Raw genomic sequence first — 17002 nt, 5'->3', positions numbered from 1 at the left:
CGGTCAGAGACCAAGCGCGACGCGGGCGGTCGCGCGCGTTTTGGAACCCAGCCCGATCGCACCGGCGGTGCGGTCAGGGAGATGTGGATGGTCCGCGGCGAACGGCCCTTCGAGACGGGCGGTACGGTTCATGCTCTCGGCTCCGGTCGGCGCATCGCACGGGGCGGCACCTGGCGGGATGTGCCCGCTAGCATTCGGCGTCATATCGCCCCTTCCTTCAGCATCGACACGGCGTTGGCGCAGGCGCGCGCGGTCAGCGCCAGGTAGGTGAGCGAAGGATTCTGGCAGGCCGAGGACGACATCTGCGCCCCGTCCGTGACGAAAAGGTTGGGCACATCGTGCGCGCGGCTGAACCGGTCGAGCACGCTGGTCGCCGGATCATGACCCATGCGGGCGCCGCCCATTTCGTGGATCGCAGAGCCGCCGGGGCTCGGCTGGTCCAGCCCCATGATGACGTGGCCGCCGGCCGCGGTCAGCATCGCGGCGGCTTCCGCCTTCGCATCGGCCAGGGCGGCATGTTCCTGCGCGCCATGTTCGAACGTGATGCGGAGTGCGGGCAGGCCGGCCGCGTCCTTGACGACGGGATCGAGCGTGATGCGGTTGCTGGCGCGTGGCATGCTGTCCGCGAAGGCGACGAGGACCATGCGCCACGGGCCGGGATCGTGCAGCGATGCCTTGTAGTCGGCACCGACCCCAGGATCGCGCTTGCCGCGCGTCCAGGCCGCACGGAACGCGCCGCCCTGGTAGGAAAAGCCACGGGTGTGACCCTTGCCGTCCAGTGTTTCCAGGTTGCGGAACCGCGGAATCACCACCCCGGTCGGGCGGTTGCCGAAATAGCTGTGCGCTTCGAACCCCGGCATGATGGCGATGCCGGCAACGGTCTGCGCATGATCCATGATGTGCGTGCCCAGCACGCCGCTGCTGTTGGCCATGCCGTTCGGCATCGCCTCGGTTGCCGAGCGCAGCAGGACGCCGACGCTGTTGAACGCGCCCGCGTTCAGGAACACCATGCGGGCGGTGGCGCGCGTGCGGGTGCCGTTGGCGGTGTTCAGGAACCGGACGCCGGTGGCGCGGCCCGTGGCGGGATCCTGTTCGATCGCCTCCACCACGGCATCGGTGACCAGCGTCAGGTTGCCGGTCTTCCGCGCCGCGGGCAATGTCGTGCTCTGCGTCGAGAAATAGGCGCCGTAGGAACAGCCGCGCGCGCAGATCGAGCGATACTGGCAGGCGGCGCGACCCTGTTCGGGCTTGGCCTCCGTCAGGTTGGCGTTGCGGCCGATCGTCAGCCGCCGGCCCGGCCAACGGCTGTCGATGACGGCGCGGGCGTGTTGCTCGACGGCATTGAGCGCCATCGGGGGCAGGAAGCGGCCGTCGGGGAGTTGCGGCAGCCCTTCGGCCATGCCGGCCACGCCGATATACTCCTCGACCTGGTCGTACCAGGGCGCGATTTCCGCATAGCGGATCGGCCAGTCGGTGCCGTGGCCATCGCGCTTGTTGGCGCCGAAGTCATAGTCCGACCAGCGATAGCATTGCCGGCCCCAGGACAGCGACCGCCCGCCCACATTGTAGCTGCGCCACCAGTTGAATTCGGTGCTGCCTTCCGTCGTGTACGGATTCTCCCGATCGTTGCAGAAGCGGTCCTGGGTGAATTCCGTGAAGTGGCGGTTCTTGCGCTGGACGGCATAGTCGGTTTCGTACAGCGCGGCATCGCCCAGTCCGCGAAATTCGAGGTCCCAGGGCGCGAGTGTCTCGGTCGTGTAGCCCGCGCCATGTTCGACCATCGGACCGCGTTCGACCATCAGCACCTTCAGTCCGGCCTCGGTCAGTTCCTTGGCGGCGTAACCGCCGGTGATGCCCGATCCCACGATGATGACGTCGAATGTCGCGTTCTGTGCCATCAGCTGAACTCCACCGCGGTCCAGTCGCTCGACCAGGCCGGCGTACCGGGTTTGTAGGGAATGTCGGCGTCCAGCCGGCCGGGCACCAGTTCGTAGCGCAGTTCGCGCGAAGCCCCGTCCTGCGACGTGTAGTAGCCCGTGAGGATCAGCGACTTGAGCTTGCGCCAGGGCGACTCCCATGTATCGGGGCCGGCGTCCGCATAGGCCGCCGCATCCATGGCGGCGACGACGGCCAGGCGCTGCGCCGGCGGCGTTTTCAGGAAATCGCGGTGCGCGCCGGCATCCAGTCGTCGTTCGAGCCAAGCGAGATAGTCGAACGATCCGTCGCGCCGGACATTGCGACGCTCCGTGACCGGCAGCGCCGATCCGGCCGCGGGGGCGCGCGTTCCGTCGAGCCCATGTTCCAGCGCGAGCAGGACGAAGAGGTCCGCGCCGACGTCGGCGGCGCCGGGCGTGGCGGTCGCAGGAATGACGATCTGCGCGGTTTCGCGCAGCATCGCGCGCTGCCGGTCGCTGACCGTTTCGGTGGCTTCACTCATCCGCACGGCAGCGACCGGTATTCCGACCACCGCGGCGAACAGTGCCGCGCTGCCCAGCATGTCGCGCCGGGTCCAGCCCGTATCGGCCATGACGCTCTCCATCCTCTCGCACGTCGGTTTGCTGCGACTGTATTAGAACTGTTATTCTGATATAGGGATCATCCGGCTCCGGCAAGCGCAAAGCATGACGCCGATGTCAGCCGTCGATCCCCATGATCCGGGCATTCAGCACACGGTCCGCACCGCCCTTTGCGAAGTCGTCAAAGGCATGATCGGTGACGCGGATGATGTGGCGGTCGATGAACGGCGCGCCCTCGGCGGCGCCGTCCGCGGGATGCTTCAACGCGCATTCCCATTCGAGGACGGCCCAGCCCGCGAAGTCGTGCTGCGCCAGTTTCGAGAAGATGGCGCCGAAGTCCACCTGACCGTCGCCGAGCGACCGGAAGCGGCCGGGGCGGTCGACCCAGTCCTGATAGCCGCCATAGACGCCGGACCGGCCGTCGGGCCGGAACTCCGCGTCCTTCACGTGGAAACAGCGGATCCGATCGTGATAGCGATCGATGAAGGCGAGATAGTCGAGCTGTTGCAGGACGAAATGGCTCGGGTCGTAGAGGATGGTCGCGCGGGCATGGCCGCCGACCGCGTCCAGGAACCGTTCGAACGTCGCGCCATCGTGCAGATCCTCGCCGGGATGCAGTTCGTAGGCGAGATCGACCCCCGCGGCGTCGAACGCGTTCAGGATCGGGGTCCAGCGCCGTGCCAGTTCGGCGAAGGCATCGGCGATCAGGCCGGCCGGGCGCTGCGGCCAGGGATAGACATAGGGCCAGGCCAGCGCGCCGGAAAAGGTCGCATGCGCCGACAATCCGAGTCGCGCGCTGGCGCGGGCGGCAAGCATGAGCTGCTCCACCGCCCAGGCCTGCCGCGCGGCCGGATTGCCGCGGACCTGCGGCGCGGCGAAGGCGTCGAACTGCGCATCATAGGCCGGGTGGACGGCGACGAGCTGCCCCTGCAGATGCGTCGACAGTTCGGTGATCGCCAGCCCGCGTTCGGCCAGCATGCCGGTGACGTCGTCGCAATAGTCCTGACTGTCGGCCGCCGTCGCCAGATCGAACAGTCGGGCGTCCCAGCTGGGGATCTGCACCCCGCGATAGCCGAGCCCGGCCACCCAGTCGGCGATGGTCGAAAGCGAATCATAGGGGGCGGCATCGCCGACGAACTGGGCGAGGAAGATCCCCGGCCCCTTGAGCGTGCGCATCGTCGGTTCCTTAGATTTCGAGGGCGACCCAGCCGGCGTCCGCGCGACTGGCCCGGACGGCGGTGTCGATGAAGGCCATGCCGCGAAGGCCGTCGGCGATGCCCGGAACGAGCGACCCGGGCTCCCCGCGCAGCTGGCGTGCGAAATCCCGGTACAGGTTCGCGAAGGCTTCGAGATATCCCTCGGGATGCCCGCCCGGCGTGCGCGACGCGGCAACCGCATCCGCCGAGAGTCCGCCGTCGCCGGCGCGCAGGATTTCGGTCCGGCCGTCGGCATGATGCAGGGTCAACGCATTCGGCGACTCCTGCCGCCAGTCGAGCGCACCGTCCGTGCCGTAGATCCGCAGGCGGAGCGCGTTCCGTTCGCCCAGCATGATCTGGGACGCGATCAACGTGCCGCGTACGCCCCCGGTGAACCGCAGCAGCACCTGGCAATCGTCGTCGAGCGACCGGCCCGGCACGACGGCGGCCAGATCGGCGAGCAGCCTTTCGACGCGCAGCCCGGACACGAACTCGGCAAGGTGGAGCGCATGGACGCCGATATCGGCGATGCAGCCGCCGTCGCCGGCGCGTGCAGGATCGACGCGCCATTCCGCCTGCTTGCCCCGCGCACCCGTCGCCAGCCACCCTTGCGGATATTCGACCACGATCCGGCGGAGCGTGCCGAGCGCGCCCGCCGCGACCCGGGCCCGCGCCTCCCGCACCAGGGGGTAGCCGGAATAGGTGTAGGTCAGGCCGTATGGGACATCCGCCGCAGCGACGAGTGCCGCCAGTTCGTGCGCCTCCGCCAGCGTGGCGGTGGCCGGTTTGTCGGACAGAACCGCGATGCCGGCCGCCAGCGCCGCGCGCGCGGCCGACAGGTGGTGATGGTTTGGGGAGGCGATCGTGACGAAATCGATGCCGTCGGGCCGCGCGGTTTCCGCCGCGATCATGTCGGCGACGGTGGCATAGGCGCGGACCGGATCAATCCGGTATGCTGCGCCGGCCACCTGCGATCGGCCGGCGTCGCTGCTGAACACGCCGGCGACCAGTTCGATGTCGCGATCCAGTTCGGCGGCGATGCGGTGGATCGGACCGATGAACGCGCCCGGCCCGCCGCCGATCATCCCCATGCGCAGACGCCGCATCCCGCTCTCCCCCGTCGCGGCAGGTAACCCGCCGTCATTATCAGAATAACTATTCTGATTTGAGCGGGTGGCAGGATGCTTGTCAAGTCGCCGTGGCTGGCATCCGCGGCGGCATGGCGAGGTAAGCGGCGAACATGTCGCCCAGATCGACTTTCAACTCGGTCCAGTCGCCCTCCCACGCGGCGTCAATCGACGAGCCGAAGCCCAGATACCGGGCGATCGACGCATAGACGATGCGGTATCCGGCGTCGGCGGCATGTTCCGGATCGGGATGACGGATTTCGTCGCGGTGCGTCAGAATGGCCGCGATGACCGCATTGCTGGCGCGTGCATAGCTGCGCTTGCCGATCGCGGCGACGATCGGGTCGCTGCTGGCGCGCAGCATCAGTGGACGCATGACGTCGGCGAACCGGCGTAGCGCCTCCGCCACCGCTTGTACCATGTGGTGGACCATGTCGGTCAGGTCGCGCGCCTCCGCCTGCACCGCGGCGATCGCGGCGAGCACATCGGCATCGACCCGTTCGAGCACACGGAGCTGCACCACCCGGACCATGTCGTCCTTGCTGTCGAACCGGCAGTAGATCGACCCGATCGAGACCTTTCCGTGCCGCGCGACCTCGTTCAGCGTGAATTCGTCAGAGCCGCGTTCGGTCATCAGCTGTTCGGCGGTGACCAGCATCCGTTCGAAACTTGCCTTGCTGCGCCCCTGCTGCGGCGCTCGCGCCTTCGCGACGATCGTCTCGATATCCATGCGCACCCCATTGACAGTCGCCGCCTGTGCGGAATATCAGAATTACAGTTCTAATTTCATTCTAGTCGACGTGCCGTCCGACGGCAACACGTGCCGGGTCAACCGGCCGATTACAGGGAGAGGTGGGATGCGCTTTTCAGTATTCCTTAATGCACGTTCGATGGCACCCCAGGACGATCGCGGCCTGATCCAGGCGCTGGCGGTCCATGCCGAACGCGCCGCCGCGCTGGGTTTCGACGCGATCTTCATGCCGGATCATCATTTCAACGGCTATATGCCAATTGCCAGCGACAGCTTCATGTTCGCGGCGTATCTGGCGGCCAAGCTGCCGCAGATGCACTTCGGCTTTTCGGTGACGTCCGTGCCGTTGCATCATCCCGTCCGGTTCGTCGAGCGGATCAACATCCTGGACCAGCTGACCGACGGCAAGCTGCTGGTCGGGATCGGATCGGGCACGACGCCGGAGGAGATGATCGGGTTCGGCGTCGATTACCGCGATGCTGGGGCGATCGCGGATCGGAACCTGGCGATCGCCGAACAGCTGTGGGCCAAGGGCCTGGAGGACCCGGCGGTGGAGATCGACAGTGGTCCGCACCAGGGCCGCGTCTTGCAGCGCATCGCGCCGGCCGCCTACACGGCCGGTCACGCCCGCCTGATGCCCGTTGCGTTGAAGGAAGCGAGCGCGCGGCGCGCGGCCACGCATGGCTGGCCCGCGTTCATCCCGGCCTTCACCCCACCGACCATCGGCGGGACCGAGCCGATGCGCCATGTCGCCAAGCATTTTGGCGTGTATCGCGCGATGCTGGACGAGGCGGGTCATTCGCCCGAGGCGATCGCCCGCGCGCTGGACTGGACGACGCACACCTACCAGCTGGTCCATGTCGCCGAAACGGACGAGCAGGCGCGCGAGGAGATGATGGCCATCCTGACCGCCTATCAGGAAGCGATCGAGCGTGAGGCGGCGTTCAACGCGCGTGCGGAGTCGAACGACGCGAACAAGAAGACCGACCGGACGCCCAACGCGCTGACCGAGGACTGGATCGGCACATGGTGCCTGTACGGATCGCCCGAGACGGTCGTCGAGCATCTCAAGCCCTATGCGGAGCTCGGCATCGGCAACATCCTGTGCGGCACGACGACCGGGCCGCTGACCGACGAACGGCTGCGGTTGGGCGACCAGACGCTGCGGCTGCTGTCGGAGCGGGTGATGCCCGCGTTCCGCAAGGTCTGAGCCGGTGGCGCGGCACATCGTGGGGATCGGCGGCACCTTCCGCCCGCAATCGTCGAGCGAACTGCTGGTGCGCGCGGTGCTGTCGGCGTGCGAACGGATGGGGGCGCGGGTGACGATGTTCGACGGGGCCGCGCTGGCGGCGCTGCCCCATTTCAACCCGGAGAGCCAGGACCGGACCGCGGCGCAGGCGGCGTTCGTCGCGGCGTTGCGCGATGCGGACGGCATCGTCATCGGCACGCCGGGCTATCATGGCGGCGTGTCGGGTGTCGTCAAGAACGCGATCGACCTGCTGGAGGACCTGCGCGGCGACGATCGCGTCTATTTCGACGGGATGCCGGTCGGCCTGGTCGTGTCGGCGGCCGGGTGGCAGGCGGGCGGCGTCACGCTGGCGGCGCTGCGCGGCATCGTCCACGCGATGCGGGGGTGGCCGACGCCGGCCGGCATCGCGGTCAATTCGATCGCGCAGAAGCCGTTCGGTGCGGACGGGGCGCTGATCGACGCCGGCATCGCGGCGCAGGTCGACACGCAGGCACGGCAGATCATGGGATTCCGGCTGGAGCAAGCAGCATGACGACCCTGTCCAGCGCCGAGCGGGCCAGCCTGACCGCCGGGGCCGCGATGTGGCGGACGGTCGCGATCCCACATGCCGACATCCCCGCGATGCACATGGGCGACGGGCCGATGGGGATTGCCAGCGGCCGCGTCGACGAGCGCGATGTCGCGCGTCTGTCCCCCTGCGCCACCGCGCTGGGCGCGAGTTTCGATCCGGCGCTGATCCGGCGCGTGGCGGCGCTGGTGGGGGCGGAGGCGATCCGGATGGGCGTCGACCTGGTGCTGGCACCCAACGTCAACCTGGCGCGCAGTCCGCTGGCCGGTCGCGCGTTCGAATATTTCAGCGAGGATCCGCTGCTGGCCGGGGTAGCCGGTGCTGCGTGGGTCGGCGGGCTGCAATCGACCGGCGTTGGCGCGTGCCCGAAGCATCTGGTGTGCAACGACAGCGAGACCGACCGCGATAGGATGAACGCCGTCGTTGACGAACGGACGTTGCGTGAGATCTACCTGTTGCCGTTCGAACTGTGCGCGGCGGCGGGGGCCGGGGCGATGCTGACCGCCTACAACCTCGTCAACGGTGCGTGGTGTGCGGAACAGGGTTATGTCACCACGATCGTCAAACAGGAATGGGGGTTCGACGGGCCGCTGATCAGCGACTGGTTCGGGACGCATTCGACGGCGGGCAGCCTGAACGGCGGGCTGGACCTGGAAATGCCGGGTCCGGCGCGGTTCCTGGGCGGCAAGTCACAGGATGCCGTGGCGGCCGGCGACGTCGCAGACGCGCGGGTGGCGGACGCCGCGGATCGCGTCGCCCGGGCGGCCCGGCGGTGGGGCGGGGTGAAGGTCGCGCCGAGCGAGGACGCCGACGCGCTGCTGATCGAGGCGGCGGCGGCGGGGATGGTGATGCTGCGCAACGACGGCGCGCTGTTGCCGCTCACGCCGGGCGCGCACCGCCGGATCGCGGTGATCGGGCCGAACGCGGCCACGCCGTGCTACCAGGGCGGAACGTTCGCGAAGATCGCGGTGTCACCGCAGGCGATCCGCCCGCTAGAGGCGATCATAACGCGTTACGCGGGCCATGCCGAGATTGTGTACGAACCCGGTGTTGATCCGCAACCGCGGCTGCCCGCGATGCCCGCGACGCCGATCCGCGCCGCCGACGGGGGCGAGACGTCCGGCATGACCATCGATTATTTCGGCGATATCGACCTGTCGCAGCCACCGATCGCAAGCGAGGTGCGCGACACCAACTCGCTGGTGTGGTTCGTCGGCGTACACGAACAGGGCGTGTTCGACCGGCCGGCGGCGGTTCGGGCGAGTGGCTGGTTCCTGCCCGAACAGGACGGCGCGCACCGCTTCTATGTCGGCGCGACCGGGGCAGTCACGATGCGCGTCGATGGCGCGACCGTGCTGGACCGGCCCGAACGGATGCCCGCGTCCGACGTGATGGGATCGCTGAAACGCGGCGATGCGGACAGTGCCGAGGTCATGCTGGCGGCGGGGCGGCGCGTGCGGGTCGAGGTGGACTTCGTTTATGACGCCGCGCGCGTTCACGGCCTGTGGTACGGCGTGCGCGGACCCGACAGCGCCGAGGCGATGCTGGCGCGTGCGGTGACCGCCGCGCGGGAGGCCGACGCCGTCCTGCTGATGATCGGCGAAACGTCCGATTCGAGCGTGGAGAGCAAGGATCGACCCGACACCCGGATCGCGGCCGAACAGGCGGTGCTGGTGGACGCGGTGTGCGCAGCAAACCGCAATGTCGCGATCGTCGCCAACATCGGCCACGCGTTCGATGCGAACGGATGCGGGCAGGCCGCGGCGCTGCTGTCCGCCTGGTATCCGGGCGAGGGATTCGGTCCCGCGCTGGCGGCGGTGCTGGCGGGCGATGCCGAGCCCGGCGGGCGGTTGCCCGTGACGCTGGCGCGCGAGGAGCAGGACTATCCCGCCTTGTCGCTGGCGCCCGACGCAGCCGGTGATCTGAGCTATGACGACGGCGTACTGGTCGGCTATCGCGGATTGGCGGCGCGGGGGGTGACGGCACTTCACGCGTTCGGGGCCGGCGCCGGCTATACCCGGTTCGAGTGGTCCGACGCGCAGGCGGACGGTGGCGATGTTCTGGTCACGGTGCGCAACGTCGGCGAGCGGACGGGCAGCGACGTCGTCCAGCTGTATCGCCACGTGCCGGAATATGCGCTGGTCGGCTTTGCCAAGGTCCCGCTGGCCGCGGGCGAGGCGGCGGTGGTGCGCGTGACGCCGGAGCCGAGGATGTTCCGGATTTGGGGCAAGGACGGCTGGCAGGGTCCGCCGGAGCGGGTCGTCCTGTCCGTGGGTCGCGCCAGCGACGCGACGTTGTTCGAAGTGGAGCTCATGTTATGAGAGCGTTCGTTGCAGCGATCGTGCTGACCGCGTCGATGGCCGGGCAGGCGGCCCCCGTCCGACCACCGAGCGAGACGGCGCGCAACCGGGCGATCATCACCGCCTTCGCGCACCGATTCTACACGGAACGCGACGTGGTGGGTGCGTTCGCGCGCTACGTCGTGCCGGACTATATCCAGCATAATCCAGGGTTGCCCGACGGGCGCGACGCGGCGGTGGCGGCGCTTGCCCCGAAGTTCGGCGCGCCCGGTGCGCGGTTCGACGTGAAGCGGATCATCGTGGACGGCGACATGGCGGTGATCCACCTTCACGGCCGGGCGGATCCGACGAATGCGGGCGGCGCGATCGCCGACATCTACCGCCTGAAGGACGGCAAGATCGTGGAACATTGGGATGTGATCCAGCCGATGCCGACGACGTCGCGCAACGCGCACCCGATGTTCTGACGCGCGGTGTCGCGTTTTTATAACCTACCGCAAGACCCGCTTGACACGACAATTAAATAGAACAATCATTCTAATTCTAAACGAGAGGCGCCAACGCCTCCGCGAGCCAGGAGAGGGATCGAATGACGACGAATCGTAAAGTTGCGCTGTCGGCGCTTGCCGGTACTGCCATGTGGGTGTCGGGCGCGGCATCCGCGCAGATCGCCGATCCGGCGGGCGCGACGCCGCAGACCAGTGCGAACAGCACGACCGCACCCGCGCAAGCCGCCACGACGCCGCAGGCCCAGAACAGCGACCTGCCCGACATCATCGTCACCGCCACGAAGATCGAAACCCGCTTGCAGGACACGCCGATCGCGATCCGCGTCGTGGGCGGGGCCGACCTGACCAAGGCCGGGGTGACGGATGTCGCGGGCCTGCAGCGGCTGGCCCCCGATCTGGGCATCACGCCGGATTCGGTCTTCACCAAGATCGCCATTCGCGGCGTTTCGAGCCAGGACATTTCGGAATCGGCGGATCCGGCACTGACCGTGTCGATCGACGGCGAGTATGTGAACCGACCGGTCGCGCTGAACGCCAGCTTCTTCGATCTGGAGCGGATCGAAGTGCTCCGCGGCCCGCAGGGCACGCTGTTCGGTCGCAACTCGACCGCGGGCGCGCTGAACATCGTCGCGGCCAAACCCGTCCTCGGTGTGACGGAGGGTTCCGGCACGGTCGGGTACGGAAACTATGATGCGATCTACGCCACCGGTGCGATCAACCTGCCCGTCGGTGATACGATCGCAGTTCGTATTGCCGGTTTGCACAACCAGCATGACGGCTATGTCGACAATGGTCCGGCCGGCAAGGGCGACGATGCGAATGTCGATGCAGTACGCGGCAGCGTCCTGTTCGCCCCCGGCGCTCTGCAGGTTTACCTTGCCGGTGAGTATGTCGATGTCGATCAGACGGGGCCTGTCCAATATGGCCTGAGCGTCAACGGTAACACACCCGGCGTTACGGAGTTGTCGTCGTCGGAGGCGTCGCCGGTCACATATCCGGTTCTGAGCCAGCGGCAGGTGCCGAGTGGCGTGGATCTGCCCGCGGGCTTTGATCGCAGTGCGTTCGATCTGCCGCGCCGGGGCAGTTTCAAGAGCCAGCAATATGCCGTTCGCGGTCGGGTCTCCTACGACTTTGGCGGCGCGACGCTAAGTTATATCGGCGGATACCGGCATGTGAACAACCAAGTCGTGCTGCCACAGAACGGGTTCGTTCCGGAAGTTTTCACATTCTACAACGACCGCTACGACACGCGGACCCAGAGCCATGAGGTCCGGTTGAACGGTGGCGAGCAGGGAGCGTTCGTCTGGCAGGTCGGTGGTTTCTATTTCTACGAGAACCAAATCATCGCCCGTGGCCTGTACTTGCCCCAGGCCCGCGCGTTCGCCAATTTCTTCTATCGTCCCTACGTCAAGTCGGAGTCCAAATCGGCGTTCGCGCAGGGCACCTACTGGCTCGTACCTGATGAACTGAGCTTCACGGGCGGTATCCGCTATACCGACGATAAGAAGGACGCCAAGTACATCAACTACGGCTTTTATTCGTCGCCGACGATGGCGCGCCCGCCGGCGGACGGCAGCGGCGCCGGTGCGGTCATTCGTTTCCCGACCTATACCGAGGACAAGATCACCTGGACCGCGGGGGTCGAGTACAAGCCGGCGCAGGACAATCTGCTCTATGCGAAGGTCAGCACCGGCTATAAGAGCGGCGGGTTCGACCTTGTCGGCTCGTTCAGCGCCGAGAACCTGACAGCCTATGAAATCGGATCCAAGAACCGGTTCTTCGACAATATGGTCGAGTTCAACGCGTCCGCCTTCTACTACGACTACAAGGACCAGCAGGTTCAGGTCTATATCGATACCACGGTGGGCGCGCGGACGTTCAACGCGGGCAAGAGCCGGGTCTGGGGGATCGAGACCGATACATCGGTCCGCCTCTCACCGAACGACCGGGTCAGCCTGATCGTCAACTATATCGACGCCAAGCTGCAGGAGTTCAGCGGGATCCCGGCGCCGACGCTGACGAACCCGCCGGCAAACGTGGAGCGGCTAACGCTCGACCTAGCCGGCAACACAGCGCCGCAGGCCCCGAAATGGACGATTGGCCTAAATTATACCAAGACCGTCGAACTGGGCGGCGGATATCAGCTGGTCGCGAACGGCTTCAGCCGGTTCAAGTCGAAATATTATCTGACCGCGTTCAACTATGCCGGCGACGAAGTGAAGGCGTTCACCACGACCGACCTGAGCCTCGAGTTCAAGCTGCCGGGTAACCGGATCAGTTTGCAGGGCTATGTCCGCAACGTCGAGAATAATCGCGTCAAGACCTATGCCGGCTTCACCGGCGGCGGGATCAACATCTACAATTGGAATTTCGGACAGCCGCGCACATTCGGTGCGCAGGGCACGTTCCGCTTCTGATCCAGCCGGCCGGCACCGTGCGACGTGCGCACGGTGCCGGCCCCTGGTGAGCGCATTCGGAGGGCATGATGGCAAGAGTGACGGAAATCCGCTTCGTCGGGTACGGCGTGACGGACCTGGAGGCGGAACGGAGCTTCTACACCGAAAGCTGGGGCCTGCGCGAAGTGGGCGAACAGGACGGCATGTGGCATTTCGCCGCGCAGGGTTCGGACGAGCCCTATGTCGTGCGGCTGCGCCAGTCGGACGACAAGCGGATCGACGTCATCGCGCTGGCCGCGGACAGCCGCGACGATGTCGACGCGCTGCATGACAAGGTCGTTGCCGCGGGATGCAGGATCATCTTCGCCCCGCGCGACCTGGACGCGATGGGCGGCGGCTACGGCTTCCGCTTCTTTTCGCCCGACGGCCTGCCGTTCCAGATTTCGTCCGACGTCGCCCGCGGATCCAAGCGCGAGCTCGTCCGGTGGGACGCGGTGCCGCAGAAGATCAGCCACATCGTCATGCATTCGCCCGATCACAAGGCGATGGTGCAGTTCTTCATTGATGTGCTGGGGTTCAAGCTGAGCGACTGGCTAGGCGATTTCATGGGATTCCTGCGCTGCAACGAGTGGCACCACCGGGTCGCCATCCTGCCCGGGCCGCCTTGCCTGAACCATGTCGCCTACGACATGCTGTCGGTGGACTGCATGATGCGCGGGATCAGCCGGCTTCGGCAGCAGGGGACCGACATCAAATGGGGTCCGGGCCGTCATACCGCCGGCAACAACACCTTCAGCTATTTCGTGACGCCGGCCGGCTTCGCGGTGGAATATACGTCCGAGGTCGAACAGGTCGATTTCGAGACGCACGAACCGAAGGTGCATATTCCCGGTCCGCAGGTGATGGACCAGTGGGGCACGGGTGTCGGCGGGCCGCAAACGATGCCGCATCCCAAGGCGGATGCCGGGCTGTTCAAGCCGGCGGCAGCCTGACGCGATGGCGCTGTTCGAATATTTCCCCAACTATATCTGGAACCTGTCGGTTTCGATCGCGATGGAAAGCGGTGCCCAGCTGGGCGAGATCATCGACATGTGCAAGCCGATCCGCGAGGCCGCGGCGAACGGCGGCGACGCTGGCACGCCGCAGTTCATGGCGCAGTGGGTGGCGATGGCGGACAAGCTGGTCGAGCTGGCGGACGAGGACGCGGCGGCGGGGCGGGACCTGTCCGCATCGAACAAGCTGGAACGGGCAAGCCTGTACCTGATCACGGCAGAGCGGATGCAGGGGCACGGCGCGCCGGGCCGGAAGGCGACCTATGCCGCCGCGCTTCACGCGTTCGAGCGATCGACCGAACTGGGCGGGTTGAACCGCGTGCGGGTGGAGATACCGCTCGCCCACGGCACGATGCCGGCGCTGTATACCCGACCGGCGGGGGCGGGGCCGCATCCGGCGGTGGTGTATTGCAACGGCCTCGATAGCTGCAAGGAGCTGCTCTACTGGTCGCGCCTGCCGGACGCGCTGGCGCAGCGCGGGATCGCGACGCTTTGCGTCGACCAGCCGGGCAGCGGCGAGGCGTTGCGGTTGCAGGACCTGCCGGTCGATCCGCACAGCGAACATTGGGCGTCGCGCGCGGTCGACTGGCTGGAGACGCGAGCGGAGGTCGATCCGGCGCGGATCGGCATGACGGGCATTTCCCTGGGCGGGCATTTCGCACCGCGGGCGGTGGCCTACGAACCGCGTTTCGCCAGCGGGGCGGTGTGGGGTGCCAATCACGACTGGGCGGAGGTGCAGCAGAGGCGGCTGCGGCGCGAAGGGGAAAACCCGGTGCCGCATTACTGGGCGCATGTGATGTGGGCGTTCGGCGCGGACGACATGGACGATTTCCACGCGAAATCCGCCGAGATGCGGTTGGACGGCGTCATGGAGCGGATCCGGGTGCCGTTCCTGGTGACGCACGGCGAGCGCGACCGGCAGATCGCCCTGGATTATGCGCATCGCAGTTTCGACCAGTTGACCGCCAGCCCGCGACGCGAGCTAAAGATCTTCACGGCGCGGGAAGGGGGTGTCGAGCATGTCGGGGCCGACAACATGGCCTATGGCCGCGACTATATCGCGGACTGGTTCGGCGAGACGCTAGGCGGGGACAACCGCCGAGCGGCGGGCCGGCGCGAGCGAGCGGCGTGACGCGCCGCATCCTCGACCTGTCGATCGCGATCGACCCGGACGTCGTCACCGACCCGCCGTTCATGCGGCCGACGATCACGCGCCAGACCCACCGCGAAACCGTGGCCGAAGCCGCGCTGTTCTTCCCCGGCATCACGGCCGAGGCGATGGCGGGCGGGCAGGGGTTCGCCGCGTCGGAGATACTGACGCTCAGCACGCATAACGGCACGCACCTGGACGCGCCGTGGCATTATCATCCGACGATGGACGGCGGCATGCCAGCGCTGACGATCGACGAGGTGCCGCTCGACTGGTGTTTCCAGCCCGGGGTGAAGCTGGATTTCCGTCACCTGCCCGATGGTCACGTCGTGACGGCGGCGGAGGTGGAGGTCGAGCTGGATCGGATCGGCCATGTGCTGGCACCGCTGGAGATCGTGCTGGTCAATACCGGCGCGGGGGCGGCGCTGGGCGCGCCCGACTTCCTGGGGCGCGGGTGCGGCATGGGGTATGCGGCGACGATGTACCTGACGTCGCGCGGCGTGCGCGTGACCGGGACCGACGCCTGGAGCTGGGACGCACCGTTCAGTCATACCGCGGCACGGGTGGCCGAAACCGGCGATTACGGCTTGGTTTGGGAAGGGCACAAGGCGGGGCGCGACATCGGCTACTGCCATATGGAGAAGCTGACCAACCTCGATCGGTTGCCGGCGGACGGGTTTCTGATCAGCTGCTTTCCCACCAAGGTGAAGCGGGGATCCGCGGGCTGGACGCGCGCCGTCGCGATCTTTGAGGATGCCGCATGAGGCTGGCGACACTGGACGACGGAACGCGCGATGGCACCTTGGTTATCGTCTCGCGCGACGCGGCGCGCTGCCTGCCGGCGACTGGCGTGCCGACGATGCAGGCCGCGCTGGACGGCTGGGCGCGGGCGGAGCCGATCTTGCGGGCGTTGTCGGCCGGGCTCGATGCGGGGCAGGGGCAGGTGTTCGATCCGGCGCAGTGCATGGCACCGCTGCCGCGTGCCTGGCAATGGCTGGACGGCTCCGCGTTTCCGACGCACGGCGCGCTTATGCAGCAGGCGTTCGGCCTGCCCCCGATCGCGACCGACCGTCCGTTGATGTACCAGGGTATGTCGCACCGTTTCCTTTCCGCGACCCAGGATGTTCCCTTTCCGTCCGAGGCGGACGGGATCGATTTCGAAGGGGAGTTCGGCGTCGTGACCGACGACGTGCCGATGGGGTGTTCCGCGCAGGACGCGCTGGGGCATGTCCGGCTTGTCGTGCTCATCAACGACTGGTCGCTGCGTTCCATTGCGCCGATCGAGATGAAGACCGGCTTCGGTTGGGTGCAGGCAAAGCCGGCGTGCAGCGTCGCACCGTTTGCGGTGACGCCGGACATGCTGGGCGACGCGTGGGCAGACGGCCGGGTGCGGTTGCCCCTGACGGTCGCCGTGAACGGCGCGTGGTTCGGCAGCCCGGTTGGCGATGCGATGGCGTTCGGGTTTCACGACCTCATCGCGCACGCGGCACGCACGCGCGATCTGCCGGCCGGGACGATCATCGGGTCGGGGACGGTCTCCAATCCGGACCATGCGGTTGTCGGATCGACGTGCCTGTCCGAACGCCGGGCCATCGAGATGATCGCGGACGGCACGCCGGTGATGCCGTTCCTGAGCTTCGGGGACCGCGTGACGATGCAGGCCGGGGACTGGTTCGGGACGCTGAATCAGCATGTCGTCGCCGGGGCCAGCTGACCGGCTGCGGTCGCCGAGAGGGGATAAGGCCCGAACCCAGATCGCGATGATTGGCGCAGGCCCGGCGGGGGTGAGCCGCGGCGCGATCCCGGCGGATGTGCTGCGGACGTATGAACGCGTCTATACGTTCGGCTAGCTTAATATCCTGGCGGACGTACCGCCGGCGGATCATGAGCTGATGTACGCCAACCACGAACTCGGGTTCGCGCTGGCATCGATGCGGTCGCCGAGGCGCAGCCGCTATTATATCCAGTGCGCGGTGGACGAGGATATCGCCGACTGGCCCGATGCGCGGTTCTGGAACAAGTTGTGCGTACGGCTGGGGCCCGAGACCGCGGCGAAGGTGGTGCGCGGGCCTTCGTTCGAGAAGACGATCACCCCGCTCCGGTCAAAATTCATTTCGTGATCCTGAACTGAGACACGGCGCGTGGCAGGCGCTCCGGTTTGGGTGTTCGCTCGCGCATGGCGCGGATG

General features: G+C 67.2%; 15 protein-coding genes and 1 pseudogene. 10 read left to right on the top strand and 6 right to left on the bottom strand.

Going from position 1 to position 17002, the window contains the following annotated elements; translation table 11 throughout:
• Window positions 1–3: 3 nt before the first annotated feature.
• From IEX50_RS17655 to IEX50_RS07175, 6 genes are all read right to left on the bottom strand, one after another.
• Window positions 4–132, bottom strand: a complete 129-nt coding sequence (locus tag IEX50_RS17655; RefSeq protein WP_260160387.1) for a hypothetical protein — start codon at window positions 130–132, stop codon at window positions 4–6.
• 68 nt (window positions 133–200) lie between these two features.
• Window positions 201–1898: a GMC oxidoreductase gene (locus IEX50_RS07195; RefSeq protein ID WP_157174989.1), complete on the bottom strand. Its 1698-nt coding sequence runs from the start codon at window positions 1896–1898 to the stop codon at window positions 201–203.
• A complete protein-coding gene (locus IEX50_RS07190; protein ID WP_157174990.1) occupies window positions 1898–2527 on the bottom strand; it encodes a gluconate 2-dehydrogenase subunit 3 family protein in 630 nt (209 codons plus the stop codon). The genes IEX50_RS07195 and IEX50_RS07190 overlap by 1 nt, the downstream gene beginning before the upstream one ends.
• A 106-nt stretch (window positions 2528–2633) precedes the next feature.
• Window positions 2634–3692: a sugar phosphate isomerase/epimerase family protein gene (locus IEX50_RS07185; protein ID WP_157174991.1), complete on the bottom strand. Its 1059-nt coding sequence runs from the start codon at window positions 3690–3692 to the stop codon at window positions 2634–2636.
• 10 nt (window positions 3693–3702) lie between these two features.
• Window positions 3703–4818 carry a Gfo/Idh/MocA family protein gene (locus IEX50_RS07180; protein WP_157174992.1) on the bottom strand — a complete coding sequence of 372 codons (1116 nt, stop codon included), beginning with the start codon at window positions 4816–4818 and terminating at the stop codon, window positions 3703–3705.
• Between the two features lie 82 nt (window positions 4819–4900).
• Complete coding sequence (locus tag IEX50_RS07175; protein ID WP_157174993.1) at window positions 4901–5569, bottom strand: TetR/AcrR family transcriptional regulator; 669 nt, start codon at window positions 5567–5569, stop codon at window positions 4901–4903.
• Between the two features lie 127 nt (window positions 5570–5696).
• On the opposite strand from IEX50_RS07175, the gene IEX50_RS07170 reads away from it, so the two are divergent.
• From IEX50_RS07170 to IEX50_RS07125, 10 genes and pseudogenes are all read left to right on the top strand, one after another.
• Entirely contained in the window at window positions 5697–6800 is a 1104-nt protein-coding gene (locus tag IEX50_RS07170) for an LLM class flavin-dependent oxidoreductase (RefSeq protein ID WP_157174994.1), read from the top strand.
• A 4-nt stretch (window positions 6801–6804) separates the two neighbouring features.
• The gene (locus IEX50_RS07165; RefSeq protein ID WP_157174995.1) at window positions 6805–7371 is read left to right on the top strand and encodes an NADPH-dependent FMN reductase; all 567 of its coding nucleotides are present in this window, start codon (window positions 6805–6807) and stop codon (window positions 7369–7371) included.
• Entirely contained in the window at window positions 7368–9728 is a 2361-nt protein-coding gene (locus IEX50_RS07160; RefSeq protein WP_157174996.1) for a glycoside hydrolase family 3 protein, read from the top strand. The genes IEX50_RS07165 and IEX50_RS07160 overlap by 4 nt, the downstream gene beginning before the upstream one ends.
• Complete coding sequence (locus IEX50_RS07155; protein WP_157174997.1) at window positions 9725–10174, top strand: nuclear transport factor 2 family protein; 450 nt, start codon at window positions 9725–9727, stop codon at window positions 10172–10174. The genes IEX50_RS07160 and IEX50_RS07155 overlap by 4 nt, the downstream gene beginning before the upstream one ends.
• Window positions 10175–10296: 122 nt before the next feature.
• Entirely contained in the window at window positions 10297–12633 is a 2337-nt protein-coding gene (locus IEX50_RS07150; protein WP_157174998.1) for a TonB-dependent receptor, read from the top strand.
• A gap of 68 nt (window positions 12634–12701) precedes the next feature.
• Window positions 12702–13604 carry a VOC family protein gene (locus IEX50_RS07145; protein WP_157174999.1) on the top strand — a complete coding sequence of 301 codons (903 nt, stop codon included), beginning with the start codon at window positions 12702–12704 and terminating at the stop codon, window positions 13602–13604.
• Window positions 13605–13608: 4 nt separating this feature from the next.
• Window positions 13609–14796 (top strand): alpha/beta hydrolase family protein, encoded by a 1188-nt coding sequence (locus tag IEX50_RS07140; RefSeq protein ID WP_157175000.1) that lies wholly within the window; start codon window positions 13609–13611, stop codon window positions 14794–14796.
• Window positions 14793–15578, top strand: a complete 786-nt coding sequence (locus IEX50_RS07135) for a cyclase family protein (protein WP_157175001.1) — start codon at window positions 14793–14795, stop codon at window positions 15576–15578. The genes IEX50_RS07140 and IEX50_RS07135 overlap by 4 nt, the downstream gene beginning before the upstream one ends.
• Complete coding sequence (locus IEX50_RS07130) at window positions 15575–16528, top strand: fumarylacetoacetate hydrolase family protein (RefSeq protein WP_157175002.1); 954 nt, start codon at window positions 15575–15577, stop codon at window positions 16526–16528. Before IEX50_RS07135 ends, IEX50_RS07130 begins: the two co-directional genes overlap by 4 nt.
• A gap of 58 nt (window positions 16529–16586) precedes the next feature.
• Window positions 16587–16919, top strand: a pseudogene (locus tag IEX50_RS07125) (FAD-dependent monooxygenase); the annotation flags it as partial.
• Between the last annotated feature and the right edge of the window lie 83 nt (window positions 16920–17002).

Origin of the sequence: Sphingomonas prati (assembly GCF_014643515.1) — a bacterium.
GTDB classification, from domain to species: domain Bacteria; phylum Pseudomonadota; class Alphaproteobacteria; order Sphingomonadales; family Sphingomonadaceae; genus Sphingomonas_R; species Sphingomonas_R prati.
The sequence above is the reverse complement of the archived record's forward strand: the minus strand, read 5'-3'. Positions and strand labels throughout refer to the sequence as shown.

Coding starts and splice junctions, on each gene's coding strand:
- IEX50_RS07145 (WP_157174999.1), top strand. CDS start 12,702: ATGGCAAGAGTGACGGAAATCCGCTTCGTCGGGTACGGCGTGACGGAC.
- IEX50_RS07175 (WP_157174993.1), bottom strand. CDS start 5,569: ATGGATATCGAGACGATCGTCGCGAAGGCGCGAGCGCCGCAGCAGGGG.
- IEX50_RS07180 (WP_157174992.1), bottom strand. CDS start 4,818: ATGCGGCGTCTGCGCATGGGGATGATCGGCGGCGGGCCGGGCGCGTTC.
- IEX50_RS07160 (WP_157174996.1), top strand. CDS start 7,368: ATGACGACCCTGTCCAGCGCCGAGCGGGCCAGCCTGACCGCCGGGGCC.
- IEX50_RS07155 (WP_157174997.1), top strand. CDS start 9,725: ATGAGAGCGTTCGTTGCAGCGATCGTGCTGACCGCGTCGATGGCCGGG.
- IEX50_RS07150 (WP_157174998.1), top strand. CDS start 10,297: ATGACGACGAATCGTAAAGTTGCGCTGTCGGCGCTTGCCGGTACTGCC.
- IEX50_RS07130 (WP_157175002.1), top strand. CDS start 15,575: ATGAGGCTGGCGACACTGGACGACGGAACGCGCGATGGCACCTTGGTT.
- IEX50_RS07190 (WP_157174990.1), bottom strand. CDS start 2,527: ATGGCCGATACGGGCTGGACCCGGCGCGACATGCTGGGCAGCGCGGCA.
- IEX50_RS07195 (WP_157174989.1), bottom strand. CDS start 1,898: ATGGCACAGAACGCGACATTCGACGTCATCATCGTGGGATCGGGCATC.
- IEX50_RS17655 (WP_260160387.1), bottom strand. CDS start 132: ATGAACCGTACCGCCCGTCTCGAAGGGCCGTTCGCCGCGGACCATCCA.
- IEX50_RS07140 (WP_157175000.1), top strand. CDS start 13,609: ATGGCGCTGTTCGAATATTTCCCCAACTATATCTGGAACCTGTCGGTT.
- IEX50_RS07185 (WP_157174991.1), bottom strand. CDS start 3,692: ATGCGCACGCTCAAGGGGCCGGGGATCTTCCTCGCCCAGTTCGTCGGC.
- IEX50_RS07170 (WP_157174994.1), top strand. CDS start 5,697: ATGCGCTTTTCAGTATTCCTTAATGCACGTTCGATGGCACCCCAGGAC.